Origin of the sequence: Siminovitchia jepli (genome assembly GCF_047228825.1) — a bacterium.
Classification (GTDB): domain Bacteria; phylum Bacillota; class Bacilli; order Bacillales; family Bacillaceae_C; genus Siminovitchia.
Map to the genome: position 1 here is coordinate 1 of NZ_JBFEGN010000031.1, position 18,736 is coordinate 18,736.

At 41.4% G+C, this 18,736-nt stretch carries 10 protein-coding genes and 1 pseudogene; 10 read left to right on the forward strand and 1 reads right to left on the reverse strand.

Annotated elements, in window-relative coordinates:
• The first annotated feature begins 105 nt into the window (after positions 1-105).
• Positions 106-819, forward strand: a complete 714-nt coding sequence (locus AB1L08_RS11710; RefSeq protein ID WP_413064841.1) for a sigma-70 family RNA polymerase sigma factor — start codon at positions 106-108, stop codon at positions 817-819.
• 22 nt (positions 820-841) lie between these two features.
• Positions 842-1,426, forward strand: a pseudogene (gene clpP, locus AB1L08_RS11715) (ATP-dependent Clp endopeptidase proteolytic subunit ClpP); the annotation flags it as partial.
• Positions 1,427-1,931: 505 nt separating this feature from the next.
• Here the strand turns inward: clpP and AB1L08_RS11720 are convergent.
• Positions 1,932-3,218, reverse strand: a complete 1,287-nt coding sequence (locus tag AB1L08_RS11720; RefSeq protein WP_413064842.1) for an ATP-binding protein — start codon at positions 3,216-3,218, stop codon at positions 1,932-1,934.
• Between the two features lie 315 nt (positions 3,219-3,533).
• Here AB1L08_RS11720 and AB1L08_RS11725 point away from each other — a divergent pair, with 315 nt between their 5' ends.
• The 8 genes from AB1L08_RS11725 to carB all read left to right on the forward strand — a co-directional run bounded on the left by AB1L08_RS11725 (position 3,534) and on the right by carB (position 18,643).
• Positions 3,534-4,322, forward strand: coding sequence for a helix-turn-helix domain-containing protein (locus tag AB1L08_RS11725; protein WP_413064843.1), 789 nt, complete (start codon positions 3,534-3,536; stop codon positions 4,320-4,322).
• A 339-nt stretch (positions 4,323-4,661) separates the two neighbouring features.
• Positions 4,662-9,161, forward strand: coding sequence for a glutamate synthase large subunit (gltB, locus tag AB1L08_RS11730; protein ID WP_413064844.1), 4,500 nt, complete (start codon positions 4,662-4,664; stop codon positions 9,159-9,161).
• Positions 9,162-9,184: 23 nt separating this feature from the next.
• Positions 9,185-10,663 carry a glutamate synthase subunit beta gene (locus tag AB1L08_RS11735; RefSeq protein ID WP_413064845.1) on the forward strand — a complete coding sequence of 493 codons (1,479 nt, stop codon included), beginning with the start codon at positions 9,185-9,187 and terminating at the stop codon, positions 10,661-10,663.
• An 18-nt stretch (positions 10,664-10,681) separates the two neighbouring features.
• Positions 10,682-11,923, forward strand: coding sequence for an LL-diaminopimelate aminotransferase (locus tag AB1L08_RS11740; protein WP_413064846.1), 1,242 nt, complete (start codon positions 10,682-10,684; stop codon positions 11,921-11,923).
• Between the two features lie 14 nt (positions 11,924-11,937).
• The gene (dapF, locus tag AB1L08_RS11745; protein WP_413064847.1) at positions 11,938-12,819 is read left to right on the forward strand and encodes a diaminopimelate epimerase; all 882 of its coding nucleotides are present in this window, start codon (positions 11,938-11,940) and stop codon (positions 12,817-12,819) included.
• Between the two features lie 32 nt (positions 12,820-12,851).
• On the forward strand, positions 12,852-14,177 hold the full coding sequence (gene glnA / locus AB1L08_RS11750; protein WP_413064848.1) for a type I glutamate--ammonia ligase: 1,326 nt from the start codon (positions 12,852-12,854) through the stop codon (positions 14,175-14,177).
• A gap of 199 nt (positions 14,178-14,376) precedes the next feature.
• Positions 14,377-15,453, forward strand: a complete 1,077-nt coding sequence (locus tag AB1L08_RS11755; protein ID WP_413064849.1) for a carbamoyl phosphate synthase small subunit — start codon at positions 14,377-14,379, stop codon at positions 15,451-15,453.
• Complete coding sequence (gene carB / locus AB1L08_RS11760) at positions 15,440-18,643, forward strand: carbamoyl-phosphate synthase (glutamine-hydrolyzing) large subunit (RefSeq protein WP_413064850.1); 3,204 nt, start codon at positions 15,440-15,442, stop codon at positions 18,641-18,643. The genes AB1L08_RS11755 and carB overlap by 14 nt, the downstream gene beginning before the upstream one ends.
• The last annotated feature ends 93 nt before the right edge of the window (positions 18,644-18,736 follow it).

Consider the following 18,736-nt stretch of genomic DNA (forward strand, 5'->3'; position numbering starts at 1 on the left):
CCCTTGCATATAACTTCGACAAAAAAGGTAAAAAACCTTGTTAAAACAACATTTTTTTGTTATTCAGTAGACCCTAAGTAGAGAGGTACTAAAGGAGTGAACAAAATGTTTAAAAATCATTTTCATACATCAATGAAAAAAAACAATCCATCAGAGCAAGCATTGATGAAGAACCTTATTAACTTACTTCCGCAGCTTCAGCAATATTGCCGGTATCTTTCTCAAAATAAATGGGATGGAGAGGATATTGCTCAAGAGGTTATAGTTAAGGCATTGGATCGTTACAAGCATAAAGAGGAGATTACGCCTGCTTTGTTAAAAAGAATGGCTTATAACTTTTGGATCGACACGATCAGAAAAAGAAAAAATGAAGCATCCTTGTCTTTAACAGAATTAGAGGAGAACAAGGAAGAAACAAATGATGTTTTAGATGTGATTGAGGTTTTAATGAAAACATTAACTCCAAAACAAGCCGTCATTGTCATGTTGAAGGAAGGTTTTCAATTTCAATTAAAAGAAATTGCCATGTTATTGGACACAACTGAAATGGCCGTTAAAGCAAGCCTTCATCGAGCAAGAAAAAGAATAGATACCAGAGAAGTTGGAAAAGCTTCATTTTCAAATGAGTGGTACTGGAATAACGAAGAGCAGGAACAACTTTATGGGCTATTTTATAAAGCTTTAGAATTACAAGATCCAACCGTGCTTATTAAAGCTATTCCATCTATTCGCACTTTGAAGAAGGAAACAGGAGCACCAAACGCTGTATTAAATAAAAACCTTTACTCTCCTTCAAGTACTCTCTCTATGGCTGCATAGCTAATCTGAAAAGGAGGAATCGGTCATGAATACAATTCCATATGTTATTGAACAATCAAATCGTGGAGAGCGTTCCTATGATATATACTCCCGTTTATTAAAGGATCGAATCATCATGATTGGTGAAGAAATTAATGATCATATGGCCAATAGTGTTGTGGCACAACTATTATTTTTAGCGGCGGATAATCCCGAAAAAGATATTTCCTTATATATAAATTGTCCAGGTGGGTCTACCACTGCAGGTTTCGCAATATTTGATACGATGCAATACATTAAGCCTGACGTAAGAACAATTTGCACCGGGATGGCAGCCTCGTTTGGTGCAATGCTGCTTCTTGCTGGTACTAAAGGGAAACGTCTTGCCCTGCCAAATAGTGAAATTATGATTCATCAACCACTTGGGGGTGCGAGAGGGCAGGCAACAGAAATTGAAATATCAGCAAAAAGAATTCTAAAACTGAAGGAGAAAATTAACCAAATTATTGCTGACAGAACCGGTCAGCCCGTAGAAAAAGTTGCAAGGGATACAGACCGGGATTATTTTATGAGTACGGAAGAAGCAAAAGAATATGGGATTATAGACGAGATTATCGAGATTATATAAATGGCAGATAAAATACGTTCAGTAAAATGACCACAGGTTATTGATGAGGAAAGTGCATTGGGCATGAACCCGGTACTATGTACTAAACTGTGTAAGCGAGAGAGCGTACAGCTCCTGCTTCACAGTTTAGTTTACATTCCCTTGATTTTTTTACACATCGTTTCAAAGAATCGTTGTAATTTCAATAATTCCTCCGAGGGCGCTAAACCTAGAAACACCAACTGTTGGTGTTTTTTTTAAAAGTTGACTAAGATAAAAAAATCTCGTTTTATCCCCTCCAATTTCTTCTAAAAACTTTTCATAAACTGATTCATTTTTTCATAGGACAGGTGTCCATATGCTTCAACATCTTCTAATCTTCTACCAACTTGCCTCCCATTACAACGTCTTCCTACACATATTGTGTGCATCAGGCTATTTCTACTGCATTGTTATTCAAAGATGAATGTGCTCCCGTGATACAGCTCTTCGTAGGCTTCAAGCGGGAAACTGTTCAATGGTTGTCCTACTGAAAACCAACGCGAGAGCGGGTTGAATCGTTCCAAGAACCTTTACGGCCTTTATCTTGTTCACCTTTCATCGCTTTGACGAGCTGATCGATATTCATTTTGCCTTCCTGATGCCATTCCAATGCTGCACTTACATACAATTCTCCCAGTTGGGCAAAAGAGAATCCGTCTGTTAAACGGGCTATTTCTGCTGTTTCTTCCGCCGTCATGAGTGCCTCGAATCCGCGCATTTTCAAATATTGCAAGCGCAGGGCTTCATTCGGCAAAGCTATTTCATACGCCCGGTCAAAGCGGCCGGCACGATTCATAAGACCTGGGTCAATTTTTTCCGGATAATTCGTCGTTCCAATCAGAAAGATGCCTTCTTTAGACGTTGCTCCGTCCAGGGTGTTCAAAAAGAAAGACCGTGCTTCTTCAGGCATGGAATCGATGTCTTCGATTACAAGCACCATCGGTGCCAGTTTTCGTGCTGACTGAAATACTTCCGCGATTGATTCGCTACTCGTAAATTCGGTAATTTGCCAGTAGGCGACAGGAGCCTTAATGCTGCCCGCAATCGACTTAACAAGTGTCGTTTTTCCGTTACCCGGAGGACCGTACAACAAAATTCCCCGTTTGTAGGGGATGTTGTATGTATGATAAAATGTCCGATCATCCGAAAAAAATTGGTCGAGTGAACGATAAATTTCTTTTTTCACATCGGGATTCATCACAACTTCGCAACGCTCAACCGCCCGCACAATTAACTCTTTTTCACGTTCCATCCCCTCTTGGGTGTCGGTAAACACTGTTATACTTTTCATGCTGTGTTTCCACAACCTCTTGCGGACATTGCTTAGAAATTCGGATAATTCATGATCCCCAACGGCAAACACACAGTTCATCGGTAAAATAGTTATATCGGAAAAGATCGGAATTCTGGCAAAGGCTACACCTGATTTCGGATAGGCAAAAACGTTGTTCATAATCGATTGGTAAACATTATAACTTGGTTCATCTCGTTCTTCTTCATATGAGAATGTTCTTTGTTCTAACCGTTCGAAAATGGGAGCAACATGATCAACCTCTTCATAGCCGTTTTTCACGTCTTCCTCAAGGAGATCCCAATATTCTGTATTTTCATCATCGCTGGCATACAGTTTATACTGCATACCGTAACGTGATAACAGTGCGTTCTCGATTCCTTTAACTATGCGCGCAAATGCTGGATAACCCTCTACTTGATCATTTTCCTCATGGGAGGGCCGATAGATCGCCTGCTTTATCATGTCTTTCGTGTTCATCTGCATTTCTCCTTTGTTGTCATTCCACATCCTATTATACTTAAAACATTGAGCATATTCACTCTGAGTTTTGAAAAATGTAAATACAAGGAGATTCGCCAGATCGTTAGCATTTTGATGGATAAATCAGATCCAAATCTGAATTTGAAATCGCCACCTTGGGAAGACTGACAGAGGGCGTGCCCATCCCCGCCATAACAGACCGCTTCATTCAACGGTCTTTAAATCCTCATATAAAATGGACCGGTTGCTAAATTGGGCATTTTACGATTAAAATATATGGTAAGTTTCTCATCTTTGGAAGGAGGGAGTGGGATGCTTTATCTGAATCCGGATGATTTTGTGTTGAAACCAGCATTAGCAACCATTCATTGTGAACCGAACTGGAAGTGGAGAAAAAGAGATGCCCCCATGCCTAACTATGATTTATTTTATATTTGGAGTGGTGAGGGGACTGTATTACTAAACAAAAAGCCATATCATGTGGAGAAAGGCCATTGCTTTTTGTTTAGGCCAGGTGATGAGACGGAAGCGACACATAATCCCCAAAATCCCCTAGTATTAACTTATATTCATTTTGATGTAGCCGAAACACCTCGATTGATTCCTTCCTCACATCGAATTCTTAAAAATACGATTAGCTTTGAATCAATGTTAACCCAATATGTTCGGTTGTTTTTAGTCAAAACATATGGAGCGGAAATTGAGGGGAAGTTGATCTTGAAGCAATTAATGATCCATTTGTTAAGAGAAGAACAAGAAAAGGAAGAGGAGTTGGATGGTACAAGCAATAGCTTGGTGGAAACGATTCGCGAAATCGCCAATTATATTCAACAGCACCCCGGAGAGCCGCATACGATTGAAAGTTTATCGGCACGCGCCAATCTTTCTGAGCGGTATTTTTCTCAAAAGTTTAAACAAATTATCGGGCAGACGGTTAAATCTTACATCGTTTATTCTCGTATAAAACGTGCAGAACATTTACTCCATTTTAGCGGGATGACCGTAACGGAAGCTGCATATGCCCTTGGCTATAGCGATTTGCACTTTTTTAGCAGGCAATTTAAACAATATACCGGCAAAAACCCTTCTGAAGTCAGATGAAAATTTCCATACCAAAAGGAGAGCAGGTTGCTATGGGATTTAATAAAGATCCCGCAGCAGCCTTTTTGGTTGTGTACAGATATTAGTCATTCATGCTGGCAAATAAAATTTGAATATTCAATCAAATAATCTGAATCCAAAATATTTAAAGAATATCAGGAGAAAATCTAAATAATAAACACCAAATACGAACAATAAAAACAAAAAAAATAATAATGTACGCCTTTCGATTCGTCAAAAAATGCAAATGATCCACCAATAACTCTAAATAATTTTGGTTCTCAATGTATTAACATTTAATGTAAGTAACTGAGACAAAGACGTAAAGGAGGATATTATATGCATCGGGCATGGACCATAGATAAACAAGGGATGTATGATCCTCAATTTGAACATGATGCATGCGGGATTGCCCTGCTTGCTCATATAAATGGCGAGAAAACACACTCGATAGTATCCCAAGCATTAATTGCACTTGAACGGCTTGATCATCGGGGCGGACACGGTGCAGACAATCTGCTGGGGGATGGGGCCGGGATTTTAACTCAAATCCCTCATAAATTATTTCAAGCAGAGTGGGAAAAAGCGGGAAAACCCCTGATCGAAGCGGGGAAGTACGGGGTTGGCATGTTCTTCCTGCCACAGCAAAAAAGTTCGAGACAATTATGTGAAGAAATCATTGAAAATATAATTATGATGGAAGAATTGGTCTTAATTGGTTGGAGAACTGTTCCCACAAATGATAGAAATTTACATCTGAAGGCAAAAGAAACGCAGCCAGTGATACGCCAAGTATTCGTGGAGTCTCCTTATGATGAACCAGGGGATATAAAGTTTGAAAGAAAATTATACAAAGTTCGCAGAAAAATTGAAAGGGCACTGAAAAATGCCCAGTTCGCAAATGACGAACCTTATTATGCTGTCAGTTTTTCGGCGAGAACGATTATCTATAAAGGCTTATTGCTGCCTGAACAGCTGAGCGATTATTATATTGATTTAAACAGTGAATTGTACGAATCGGCCATGGCGATGGTCCACAATCGCTTTAGTACCAATACATTTCCAAACTGGCAAAGGGCGCAGCCAAATCGTTATGTGATGCATAATGGTGAAATTAATACGATAAAAGGAAATGTGAATTGGATGTATGCCAGAGAAGCAACATACAACACGGACTTAATAGAAAATATTGAAATGGTGCGGCCTATTGTTGACTTGGATGGCAGCGACTCTGCAATGTTTGATAATGTATTGGAATTTCTCGTGTTATCGGGATGGCCACTGCCGCATGCGATGATGATGATGATTCCGGAACCATGGGAAAAAAATGAGTTAATGGATGAACAGAAAAAGGCATTTTATCAATATCACAGCAGCTTCATGGAGCCATGGGACGGACCGGCGGCAATGGCATTTACAGATGGAAAATTAGTTGGGGCATGCCTTGATAGAAACGGATTAAGACCAGCGCGGTTTATTGTCACGGATGATGATTTTATATGCGTTTCATCTGAAGTAGGGGTTGTTGACATCCCGGAAGAAAAGATCATTTGCAAAGATCGTTTGAAGCCAGGGCAGATGCTTTTAATAGATCTGGAAAAAGGGCGCTTATATGATGATGAAGAAATCAAGCAACTGATTGTCTCCCAGAGACCTTATCAGAAGCTGGTAAAAGAAAACATCATACCTTTAGAAAAGGTTACGGCAGATACGGACCGGGTTAAGGAAATATCAGATGGAGAAACGCTTCGCAGACAGGCGATCTTTGGCTATACAAATGAAGAATGGGAGAAAGTTGTAAAACCGATGGCTTTGGAAGGGAATGAACCTGTTGGTTCAATGGGATATGATGCGCCTTTAGCCGTATTATCGAGTACACCTCAGCTTTTGTTCAATTATTTTAAGCAGAAATTTGCTCAAGTGACAAATCCGCCAATTGATGCAATTCGGGAAGAATCTGTTACTTCAATGGAAGTCATGTTGGGATCTGACGGCAATTTGCTTCAACCTTCACAAATGGAATTTAAAAAAATACGTCTGAAAACACCCATTTTATTAGCGTCAGAAATGAAGAAAATACACAGTTTACAAACAAAAGACTGGATAACAGCGAGTACTTCAACTTTATTCCCTATTCAAGGCAATTTGAGTGCTGCGATAGAGGAATTGTTTCAGAGAGTGGATGAAGAGATTGAAAGTGGGTGCAATATCCTCATCCTCAGTGACCGAAACGTTCATAAAGAACATGCAGCGATTCCTTCATTGCTTGCAGTATCGGCAGTTCATCATCATTTAATACAAACCGGCAACCGAAGTAAAGTTAGTTTAATTGTAGAATCCGGAGAGCCGAGAGAAGTACACCATTTTGCGGCCTTGCTTGGATATGGTGCGAATGCCATATACCCTTATCTTATATATGAATCACTTCCTTTATTAGTGGAAGAAGAGGGATATAGCGTCTCCCTGGATGATGCCTCCAGAAATTATGTGAAATCCGTCACAAAAGGAATCATGAAAATCATGTCCAAAATGGGTATCTCAACTGTTCAAAGTTATATAGGTGCACAAATCTTCGAGGCTTTAGGAATCAGTCATGAAGTGATCGATCGTTATTTTCCAAATACAGCTTCGAAACTTGGCGGATTGACATTGGAAGATATTGAAAAAGAAGTCCGTTTGCGCCATGAACGTGCATTCCAGCCGGAAGAAGCAGGCCTGGAAACGGGATCAGATTTTCAATGGCGTTATGGCGGAGAGACGCATTTATTCCAACCGAAAACCATTCATTTATTACAACATGCCGTTCGTACAGGAAAATATGAAGTATACAAAGAATATAGCAGGATGTTACATGAGGAAATCAGCCAGCAGACGACACTGCGCGGATTACTGGAGTTCAATTATAAAAGGAAACCTGTGCCAATTAAGGAAGTTGAACCAATTGAAGCGATCTTTAACAGGTTTAAAACAGGAGCCATGTCATACGGGTCGATTAGCAAAGAGGCTCATGAAGCAATAGCGATTGCGATGAACCGATTGGGTGGAAAGAGCAATAGTGGTGAAGGCGGAGAGGATCCCAAACGATTCACACCGCTGGAAAATGGCGATTCAAAATGCAGCAGCATTAAGCAAGTTGCATCAGGAAGATTTGGGGTTACGAGCCACTATCTCGTTCATGCTGAGGAAATCCAAATTAAAATGGCCCAAGGAGCCAAACCTGGTGAAGGCGGACAATTAGCTGGCCACAAAGTAACCCCCGATGTAGCAAAAACAAGGGGATCCACTCCAGGTATTGAGCTGATATCGCCACCGCCCCATCATGATATTTATTCCATTGAAGATTTGGCCCAACTTATTTATGACTTAAAAAATGCGAATCCAAAAGCAAGAATCAATGTAAAACTTGTATCAGAATCGGGTGTTGGAACGATTGCTGCGGGTGTAGCGAAGGCGAAAGCGGATGTGATTTTAATTAGCGGCTATGATGGCGGGACTGGGGCAGCCTCCCGTTCAAGTATAAAACATGCCGGTATGCCTTGGGAGTTGGGGCTTGCCGAAACTCACCAAACATTAAAACTGAATGGACTGCGGCATAAAGTGACATTGGAAACGGATGGAAAAATGATGAGCGGCCGGGATGTGGTCATAGCTGCTCTTCTTGGAGCAGAAGAATATGGATTTTCCACAGTACCGCTTGTTTCCCTTGGCTGTATCATGATGAGAGTTTGTCATTTAGATACATGTCCGGTTGGCATCGCGACGCAAAACCCGCTCCTCCGTAAAAATATGGTTGGTACTGCAGAACATGTTGTCCAATTGATGCATTTTTTTGCTCAAGAAATTCGCGAATATATGGCTGAATTAGGGTTTAGAACATTGGATGAAATGATCGGGCGGACTGACTTATTGCGACCGGCTCATTCAGATCACTGGAAAGCTCAAAAACTTGATTTGTCACCCATTTTATATGTTCAGCCCAATGATCAACAACCTAAAGAAGAGCAGGATCATGAAATGGATCAAACATTGGATAGCAGGGAACTCCTGCCTTTATCTCTTCAAGGATTGAAAAATGCGCGGCCGGTCAGCGCAGTGCTCCCTATTCGCAATACGAATCGTTCTGTTGGAACGCTGCTAGGGAATGCCATTTCAAGTAGATATGGAGATGAAGGATTAAAAGAAGATGCGATAAAGCTTCACTTTAAAGGTTCTGCAGGTCAGAGCTTTGGGGCATTCATACCCAATGGGCTGACATTGACATTAGAAGGGGACGCCAATGATTACGTCGGAAAAGGATTATCCGGCGGGAAAATGGCCATCTTTCCTTCAGCAATATCAACCTTCCCGGCTGAACAGAACATTATCATTGGCAATGCAGCATTTTATGGGGCAACGAGCGGAGAAGCATATATCCGGGGGATGGCAGGAGAAAGATTTTGTGTAAGAAACAGCGGTGCTCATGTAGTTGTTGAAGGAATCGGTGATCATGGCTGTGAGTATATGACAGGAGGCAGTGCAGTCATTCTTGGAGAAGTAGGCCAAAACTTTGCTGCAGGGATGTCAGGTGGCATTGCTTATGTTCTGGTTCATGAAAGAGAAAAATTTCGGAAACAATGCAACCAGGAACTTGTCATCATTGAATCTTTACAAGAAAGAGAAGAAGTGGCGTTTATAAAAAAGCAAATCAAACTGCATTATCAATATACAAAAAGTACGATAGCCGGGGAAATCTTGGAAAATTGGGACTGCTGCGCATCCCGCTTTGTACGGGTTATTCCGAAAGAATATAAAAGAATACTGGGTGAAACCAACCAAAGCGAACATTTACAATACAGTTGAAATTTAAATGGGGGGTTGGATAGATGGGAAACATAACTGGGTTTATCGACCATCAAAGGAGTTCATTACTCTATCGTGACCCGTTGGAAAGGATAAAAGATTGGAAAGAAATAGCCCGGCTTCCTTCTGAGAAAGTTTTGCGGGAACAGGCTTCACGTTGTATGGATTGCGCTGTTCCCTTTTGTCAAAATGGCAGCGAGCTGGCAGGTATGACGACAGGCTGTCCGGTTTATAACCTCATTCCGGAATGGAATGATCTCGTTTATAAAGGAAGATGGAAGGAGGCGTACGAGCGTTTAAGCCGGACGAATCCCTTCCCGGAATTTACTGGGCGTGCTTGTCCAGCCCCTTGTGAAGGTGGGTGTGTCGCCTCGCTTGCCAATGATTCTGTCACCATCAAAAACATCGAACGTGCCATTATAGATAAAGCATTTGAAGAAGGATGGGTTCAACCGCAAATTCCTGGGCAACGGACAGGTAAAAAAGTAGCCATTATCGGCTCTGGTCCTGCCGGGCTCTCGTGCGCAGCCATTTTAAACCAACAAGGACACACGGTAACGGTTTATGAGCGCGCCGATCGGGTGGGCGGCTTGTTAACATATGGAATCCCTAAAATGAAAATTGAGCAAAATATTGTCGATCGCCGAATCAAATTAATGCAAGAAGAAGGAATTCAATTTGTTCCTAATATGGAAGTAGGGAAACAAATAACGCTTGAACAATTGCGGTCGAAAAATGATGCGGTTGTCCTTTGTATCGGTTCTACCCGGCCTCGGGACTTGGCGATTCCGGGAAGAGAACTTGGAGGAATCCACTTTGCGATGGATTACTTACATGTAAATACGAAAAGTCTGCTAGATTCTCATTTCGCTGATGGAAATGTTCTCTCCGCAGAAGGAAAAGATGTCATCGTCATTGGAGGTGGAGATACAGCAACAGACTGTGTTTCTACCGCCATGCGCCAAAACTGTAAAAGTCTTGTTCAATTTGATATTTATCCGGTTCGTCCCCATGAACGGACTGATGGCAACCCATGGCCGCAATATCCGGTGATTCATAAAGTGGATACGGGACAAGAAGAGGCTGCCAGTGTATTCGGACATGATCCGAGAGCGTTTGCGACAACAGCACTTGAATTTATGAGTGATGAAAATGGGAATGTGGCAGGTGTAAAAAGTGCAAACATTAAAACAGTTCTAAACAAAAAAGGCAAAAAAATAAGAGAAGTGATTCCTGGAACGGAAAAAATGTGGCCAGCTCAATTGGTTTTGCTGGCAATCGGCTTTGACGGCCCTGAAACAGACATGTTCAATGATAGCCATATAACAGTGAATCATCGTTCGAATATCGCAGTAAAAAGGGGCACATATCACACATATGAAGAAGGTGTTTTTACTGCCGGCGATGCTCGAATGGGCGCAAGCTTAATTGTTTGGGCGATACAGGAAGGAAAAGAAGCTGCGATGGAATGCCATGATTACATCATGAGAAAGATGTCGTGAAAATGTGGGGGAATCAGTATGGTAACAATGGATCGTATACAACATTTATTTGCCGACCGAATAGGTGGATCACAATTTGGCTTAAAGAATGAAATGTATAAATTTGAAAAAATAAAAAGAGCAAAGCGGGAAGCGTTGCAAAGAAATCCCGGGAAAACATTAATCGATCTTGGTGTCGGTGAACCGGATGCGATGGCGGATGAGATGGTCGTCAGAAAAATGGCAGAAGAAGTAAAAAAACCGGAAAATCGCATTTATGCTGATAATGGAATACTTGAATTTAAGCAAGCTGCAGCCACTTATATGAAAGAAGTATTTGGGGTGGACGGCCTTGATCCTGAAGCGGAGATCAATCATGTCATTGGTACAAAATCGGCATTGGCCATGATTCCGGCAGCATTTATCAATCCTGGTGACATGACGATCATGCCGATGCCCAGTTACCCCATTTTAGGTACTCATACGAAATATCTGGGTGGAGAAGTCGTACATTTACCGCTTTTGGAAGAACATTCTTTTCTTCCGAGGCTGGATTCATTGTCTGATCATGTATTGAAAAAATCTAAATTACTGTACTTAAACTATCCAAACAATCCTACAGGCGCAGTTGCGAATAGGGATTTCTTTAAAGAGGTCGTACACTTTGCCAAAAAACATGAACTGATCGTTGTCCATGATGCCGCTTATGCTGCCCTTGTATTTGATGGTGAAAAACCGCTTAGTTTCTTATCTGTTCCGGGAGCGAAAGAGGTTGGCATAGAGCTGCATTCTTTATCAAAATCTTTCAATATGACAGGGTGGCGCATCGGTTTTATCGCGGGCAACGCCAAACTTGTTTCTGCATTTGCAACGGTGAAGGAACATTATGATTCGGGACAGTTTATTCCTATTCAAAAAGCGGCATCCTGTGCTTTATTACACCCTGAAATAACAAAACAAACGGCTGCGAAATATTCACGGCGTCATGATCATTTATCGGCCATTTTACGTGAGTGTGGATTTGCTGCAAACAAACCAAAAGGCTCCTTTTTCTTATATACAAAGATTCCAAAAGCAGTGGAAAACGGTCCGCAATTTCATTCAGCAGAAGATTTTAGCCAATATTTAATTCATGAGCATTTCATTTCGACTGTTCCATGGGAAGATGCCGGCCCATATGTGCGATTTTCAGTTACCTTCCAGGCTGATGGATGGGAGGGAGAACAGCGAATCTTTAAAGAGATAAGAGCAAGGCTGCGCACTTCCAAATTCATCTTTTAAGGGGGAATGAAGAGATGAATTTTACGAAAATGCATGGATTGGGCAATAACTATGTCATTTTTAATCAATTGGATGATCCGGATAATGTGTTGGATGAACAGAAATATCCTGACCTTTCCAGAAAAGTTTCCAACGTCAACTTTGGAATTGGTTCCGATGGTATGATTCTCATTTCCGCGTCGCAGATGGCCGATTTTAAAATGAGAATCTTTAATGAAGATGGTTCCGAGGCAAAGAATTGCGGGAATGGCTTGCGCTGTGTTGCAAAGTTTCTATTTGATCACATGTATGCACCGAAACCCCGCTTTACGGTTGAAACATTGGGGGGTGTTGTCAACGTTGAGGTAGAGGTGGAATTGGATAAAAAACAATCTGTTCGATATGTCAACGTGGATATGGGTGAGCCGAAGCTATTAAAAGGAATGATTCCTATGGAAGGTGATCCATTCATTGCGGCAATAAACGAACCCCATACCTTCGGTGAAGAGGAGTATCATCTCACTTGCGTCTCGATGGGCAATCCGCATGCGATCATCTTTGTCGATGAGGTGGATGCCGTTCCGTTGGAGAAAATCGGACCTGTCATAGAACATGCCAGTCTATTCCCAGATCGGGTAAACGTAGGAATTGTTCAAATGAAAGGGCGCCGGGAGATTGATTACCGGGTGTGGGAAAGAGGATCAGGCATCACAATGGCTTGCGGAACAGGTGCTTGTGCTGCAGTCGTTGCCGCTACAATAAATCAATTGCTTGATAAATATGAGCCAATCACTGTTCACCTTCCGGGAGGGGATTTGACTGTAAGGTGGGATGAACAGGGCCATGTTTGGAAAAGAGGAGAAGCTGCCTATATATGCCATGGTGAATTCGATTATCAACATGCTATTTTTACCTAAAAATAATGGACAGCAAGGAGAGAGCTGAGGATATGAACAGAGAAAGAGTACTTGAGATGGTAAGAGAACAAAATGTACGTTACATTCGTCTGCAATTTACTGATTTATTTGGAACGATTAAAAACGTCGAAATTCCCGTCAGTCAGTTAACGAAAGCTTTGGATAATAAAATGATGTTTGATGGTTCATCCATTGAGGGTTTTGTAAGAATCGAGGAGTCAGATATGTATTTATATCCTGACTTGGATACGTTCGTTATCTTTCCTTGGACAGCAGAAAAAGGCAAAGTAGCCAGATTGATTTGCGATATTTATCATCCTGATGGAACGCCATTTGCAGGAGATCCCCGTAACAATCTGAAAAGGGTTTTAAAAGAAATGGAGGAACTGGGATTTACCAATTTCAACGTTGGCCCCGAGCCTGAATTTTTCTTATTCAAACTGGATGAAAAAGGGGAACCAACACTCGAATTGAATGATCATGGCGGCTATTTTGACCTTGCGCCAACAGATCTGGGGGAAAACTGCAGACGTGATATTGTGTTGGAATTAGAGGAAATGGGCTTTGAAATTGAGGCATCCCACCATGAGGTTGCACCGGGCCAACACGAAATAGATTTTAAATATCAAGATGCCTTAAGAGCTTGCGATGATATTCAAACCTTTAAACTGGTTGTCAAAACGATTGCCCGTAAACATGGTTTGTTGGCGACTTTTATGCCAAAACCACTGTTTGGCATAAATGGATCAGGCATGCACTGCAACTTAAGCTTATTCAAAGGAGGAGAGAATGCTTTTTATGATGCAAATGGGCCGCTGGAAATAAGTGATACAGCGAGAAACTTTTTGGCAGGAATATTAAAACACGCACCAAGTTTCACAGCCATTACAAATCCGACCGTTAATTCTTATAAACGGTTGGTTCCAGGATATGAGGCACCGTGTTATGTGGCATGGTCGGCAAGAAACAGAAGCCCGCTTATTCGTATCCCGGCTTCGCGCGGCTTGAGCACTCGTGTAGAAGTTCGCAGTGTTGACCCCTCTGCCAATCCTTATCTGGCAATGGCTGCCCTATTGGCTGCCGGATTAGATGGGATCAAAAGTAACTTAACAGCTCCAGAACCAGTAGATCAAAATATATATGTCATGTCTAAAGAACAACGTAAGGAATATGGCATTATTGATCTGCCAGCCACGCTGGCACAGGCTCTCGAATTGTTAAAGACAAATGAAGTCATCACGAATGCGTTAGGCAGCCATTTGTTTGAACGTTTTGTAGAAGCGAAAGAAATCGAATGGGATATGTTCAGGACGCAAGTACACTCATGGGAACGCGAGCAATATATGACACATTATTAAGGGAATGGCATTCTGAAGAATAGAAGGACAGCCATTAAAAGAGTAAAAGGAATTTGGTGCTCATCCAAACAAATGGGTACATTTCAGTTTGCATGTAACTCATCAGCCAAAAATATGGTGGGTTACATCTTTTTCATGTCATCATGACAATAGCATATGATTTGCAGCAAAATTGTCATGGAGCTGGAGGGGGATTGTGGTGAAACAAGGTTTTTTAATTCTGGAAACAGGCGAAAGGTTTGAAGGGAAATTAATAGGCAATGTGCCAGATATTTGCGGCGAAGTTGTGTTTAATACAAGCATGACAGGATATCAGGAAATCATCACCGATCCTTCTTATGCAGGCCAAATTGTTGTCTTTTCTTATCCGTTGATCGGAAATTACGGTATAAATAAGGAATATAATGAAAGTCCGAAACCGCATGTCAAAGGAATGGTGACTGGCGAACTATGCGCTGAGCCCAATCATTTCACAGCGACCGGCTCGTTCATAAATATGCTGGAAAAATATAATCTGCCGTGTCTTACGGAGGTTGACACAAGGAAACTTGTAAAAACGATTCGAAAAAAAGGAACTGTTAAAGGTGTAATATCCCATGATAAAACGGCTCATATACCTGATTGGGAAACCGAAAATTTATTTCATCAAGTAACGGCTAAAAAGATTTTTACTCACGCAAATGATGGTCCGCACATCATATTGTTGGACTTCGGTTACAAAAAATCTATCTTACATTACTTGCTGCATGCAAAATGCAAGGTGACAATTGTTCCGTATCACTATCCATTGGAAGAAATACATGCCTTAAAACCAGATGGTGTAATAATTAGTAATGGACCTGGGGACCCTGTAACAGCTAGTGATCAGTTGCTAAAAATCAGAAACATAACAGAATCCTATCCAACGCTTGGGATATGCCTGGGACACCAATTAATTGCTTTGGCTTATGGAGCAAAAACGAAAAAACTTCTTTTTGGCCATCGCGGGGGAAATCATCCGGTGAAAGATCTTGAAACGGAAAAAGTCTTTATGACCGCTCAGAACCATGGATATGTCGTAGAGGATTCGACAGTTGATGAAGCAGCGTTTGCCATCTCCTTTAAAAATGTCAATGATGGAACGATTGAAGGTTTGCGCCATAGAAATAGACCCATTATGACCGTTCAATTTCACCCTGAAGCACATCCAGGCCCCCAGGATACGGAGTACATCTTTGATCAATTTATGCATTTGTTAAATCAATATTCGGGAGTTATATCATATGCCTTACAATAACAACATAAAAAAAGTCCTTGTAATCGGCTCAGGACCGGTCGTAATCGGCCAAGCAGCCGAATTTGATTATGCAGGCACACAAGCATGTCTTGCCCTTAAAGATGAGGGGATTGAAATTGTTTTATTAAATAACAATCCCGCCACCATTATGACAGATGAGCATATCGCTGACCATGTTTATATTGAACCGATCATGGTCGAGACGGTTGAAAAAATAATTCAAATCGAACAGCCGGATGGCATCATTGGGACGCTTGGCGGCCAAACCGGCTTAAATATCACTGTTCAACTCCATGAAAAAAAGATACTGGAAAAATATCATGTAAAACTGTTGGGAACTCCTGTCGAGGCGATAAAAAATGGAGAAAGCAGAGAAAGATTCAGAGACTTGATGATTGCGATAGATGAGCCCATTCCCGAATCGGCAATCGTGCATAGTGTCGAAGAAGGGCTGGCATTTATAGAGAAGGCTGGCTTTCCAGTCATTATCCGTCCTGCTTACACATTGGGCGGAAGCGGAGGGGGATTCGCTGAAAATAAAGCTGAACTGGTTGAAATCTTGAAAAACGGCCTATCCTTGAGTCCCATACATGAAGTGCTCATAGAGCGAAGCATTAAAGGCTGGAAAGAAATAGAATATGAAGTCATCAGAGATGCAAACGATACTTGTATCATCGTATGCAATATGGAGAACATGGATCCGGTCGGTGTGCACACAGGTGATTCAATCGTAGTGGCGCCATCGCAAACGTTAACAGATGAACAATACCAAATTCTTCGGAATTCCTCATTAAAGGTCATTCGTGCACTGGGTGTCATCGGTGGATGTAATATCCAATTTGCTGTAGATCCGGATTCCAATCAGTACTACATTATTGAAGTGAATCCAAGGGTCAGCCGCTCATCTGCACTTGCGTCTAAAGCAACCGGTTATCCGATTGCTCGGATCGCCACGTTGTGCGCCGTTGGGTATCATTTGGATGAAATTATCAACCCTGTCACCGGCAACACATTTGCTTCATTTGAACCTGCTTTGGATTATATCGTTGTGAAGCTTCCCCGTTTCCCCTTTGACAAGTTTCCTGATGCAGACCGGCACCTGGGGACACAAATGAAGGCAACAGGGGAAACAATGGCGATTGAACGGACGTTTGAAGCTGTATTAAACAAAGGATTAAGATCATTGGAGTATAAAGTGTACGGTTTATTTCATCCAATGCTCAAGCATTTATCATTGTCTGAACTGGAACATTACCTCTTTGACCCGGCAGACTTGCAACTTTTTGCGATTGCGGAGGCATTTAGGAGAGGTATTGAACGAGAAAAAATACAAGAAATGACGAAAATAGATGATTGGTTTTTAAGAAAAATAAATAAAATGGTTGATTTTGAACAAACGCTATCGTCTTACACTGTCCACCGTTTGCCGATTGATATGCTGAAAAAATCCAAAAAGATGAATATGGGTGATACACATATTGCTTCTTTGCTCGGATGCACAGAAAAGCAAATCCGGGACAAAAGAAAGGCTCTCGGCTTGATTCCCTCTTATAAACAGGTAGATACTTGTGCAGGAGAATTTGAAGCGGAGACACCTTATTATTATTCGACATGGCAAGGGAGCAACGAGGCGGAGGTTTCCAGCCGTAAGAAAGCATTAGTCATCGGATCAGGCCCTATTCGGATCGGCCAGGGAATCGAGTTCGATTATTGCTGTGTTCATGCCGTTCGTGCATTAAAAAAACAGGGGTATGAAACGATTGTCGTCAATAACAATCCGGAAACGGTAAGCACCGATTATTCAGCAGCTGATAAGTTGTATTTCGAACCTTTAACGTTAGAGGATCTTCTTCATATCATTGAAATGGAAAATCCTGAAGGCGTGTTTGTTCAATTCGGCGGCCAGACAGCGATTAACCTTGGAGAAGAACTGAAAAATGAAGGTGTCGAGGTGTTGGGTACATCAGTTGAAACGATCGACCAATTTGAGAATAGAGAGCAATTTTATCAACTGCTAGACCAATTGGATATCCCCCATATAAAAGGGACTGTAGCATTTAACACCGAGATGCTCAAATCTGCTGCCAAACAATTAGGGTATCCAGTCATTGTGCGGCCGTCGTATGTGATAGCTGGGCAATCGATGGAAGTCATTTTTCATGAGGAAGAATTGGATCATTATTTACAAACCCTTCAATATACAGATACTCGGACATGGCCACTATTAGTGGATCAATATGTTTCAGGTTTGGAATGCGAAATGGATGGCGTAAGTGATGGCCAAAACGTTTATGTCGCAGGAATTTTTGAACATATTGAAGAAGCCGGCGTTCATTCTGGAGACAGCATTAGTATATATCCGCCCAAAACATTAAGTGGCACAGAGAAGAGAAAATTGGTTGAGTATACAAAAAAAATTTGTGTCGAAGCTGGGATTATCGGATTAGTAAACATCCAATTTGTCATCCATCAAAATCAAATCTATTGTCTGGAAGTAAATCCGCGTGCATCAAGAACGATTCCAATTTTAAGCAAAGTGACTGGAATCCCGATCGTTGAATTAGGTGTGTCCACCCAATTGGGACAGTTGTTGGATCAAGCAGGTTTAGCAACGGAACCCAATTTTACAGCTGTTAAAGCTCCTGTCTTTTCTTTTCATAAATTAAAGGATGTAGATCCAATCTTGGGACCGGAAATGAAATCAACTGGAGAAATACTTGGACTTGGAGAAACATACAAGGAAGCACTGTATAAAGTGCTAGAAAATCAAGCTATTCGCAAGCAAAGCCAGAAGCACGTTGATTATATTTTTTGTTCCATCGCGAATCGTGATAAGAAAAAAATGTTACAAATTCAAAAGCGATTGAAAAAAACGAATGTAAAAATCATCGCAACGGAAGGGACAGCCGACTTTTTTAATCAACATGGAATCACTGCTGTTAAGGTCAAAAAAGAGGTGCAAACATTAAATGAAGTGTTTAAAATGGGGAACATTACTGCTGCAGTGATCATACCAACCAAAGGTCGGGATAAGGGAAAAATGGGAAGTTATATGAGGGAACTGGCATTACGCTACAATATTCCTTTATTCACATCATTGGATACTTTCCAAGCTATTTTAACCATGCAACGGACAAAAGAACTTTCAGTCAAATCGTTGAAAAGCTATAAAAATCATGGGCGAAACTAGTGTCGTGAACCATGATTTTCTTTGTTGTGTAAAAAGGGCCATTCATCTTGCCTCAAGCATGAGGGAGAAGAATAGACTTTTTGCCTCATTGAT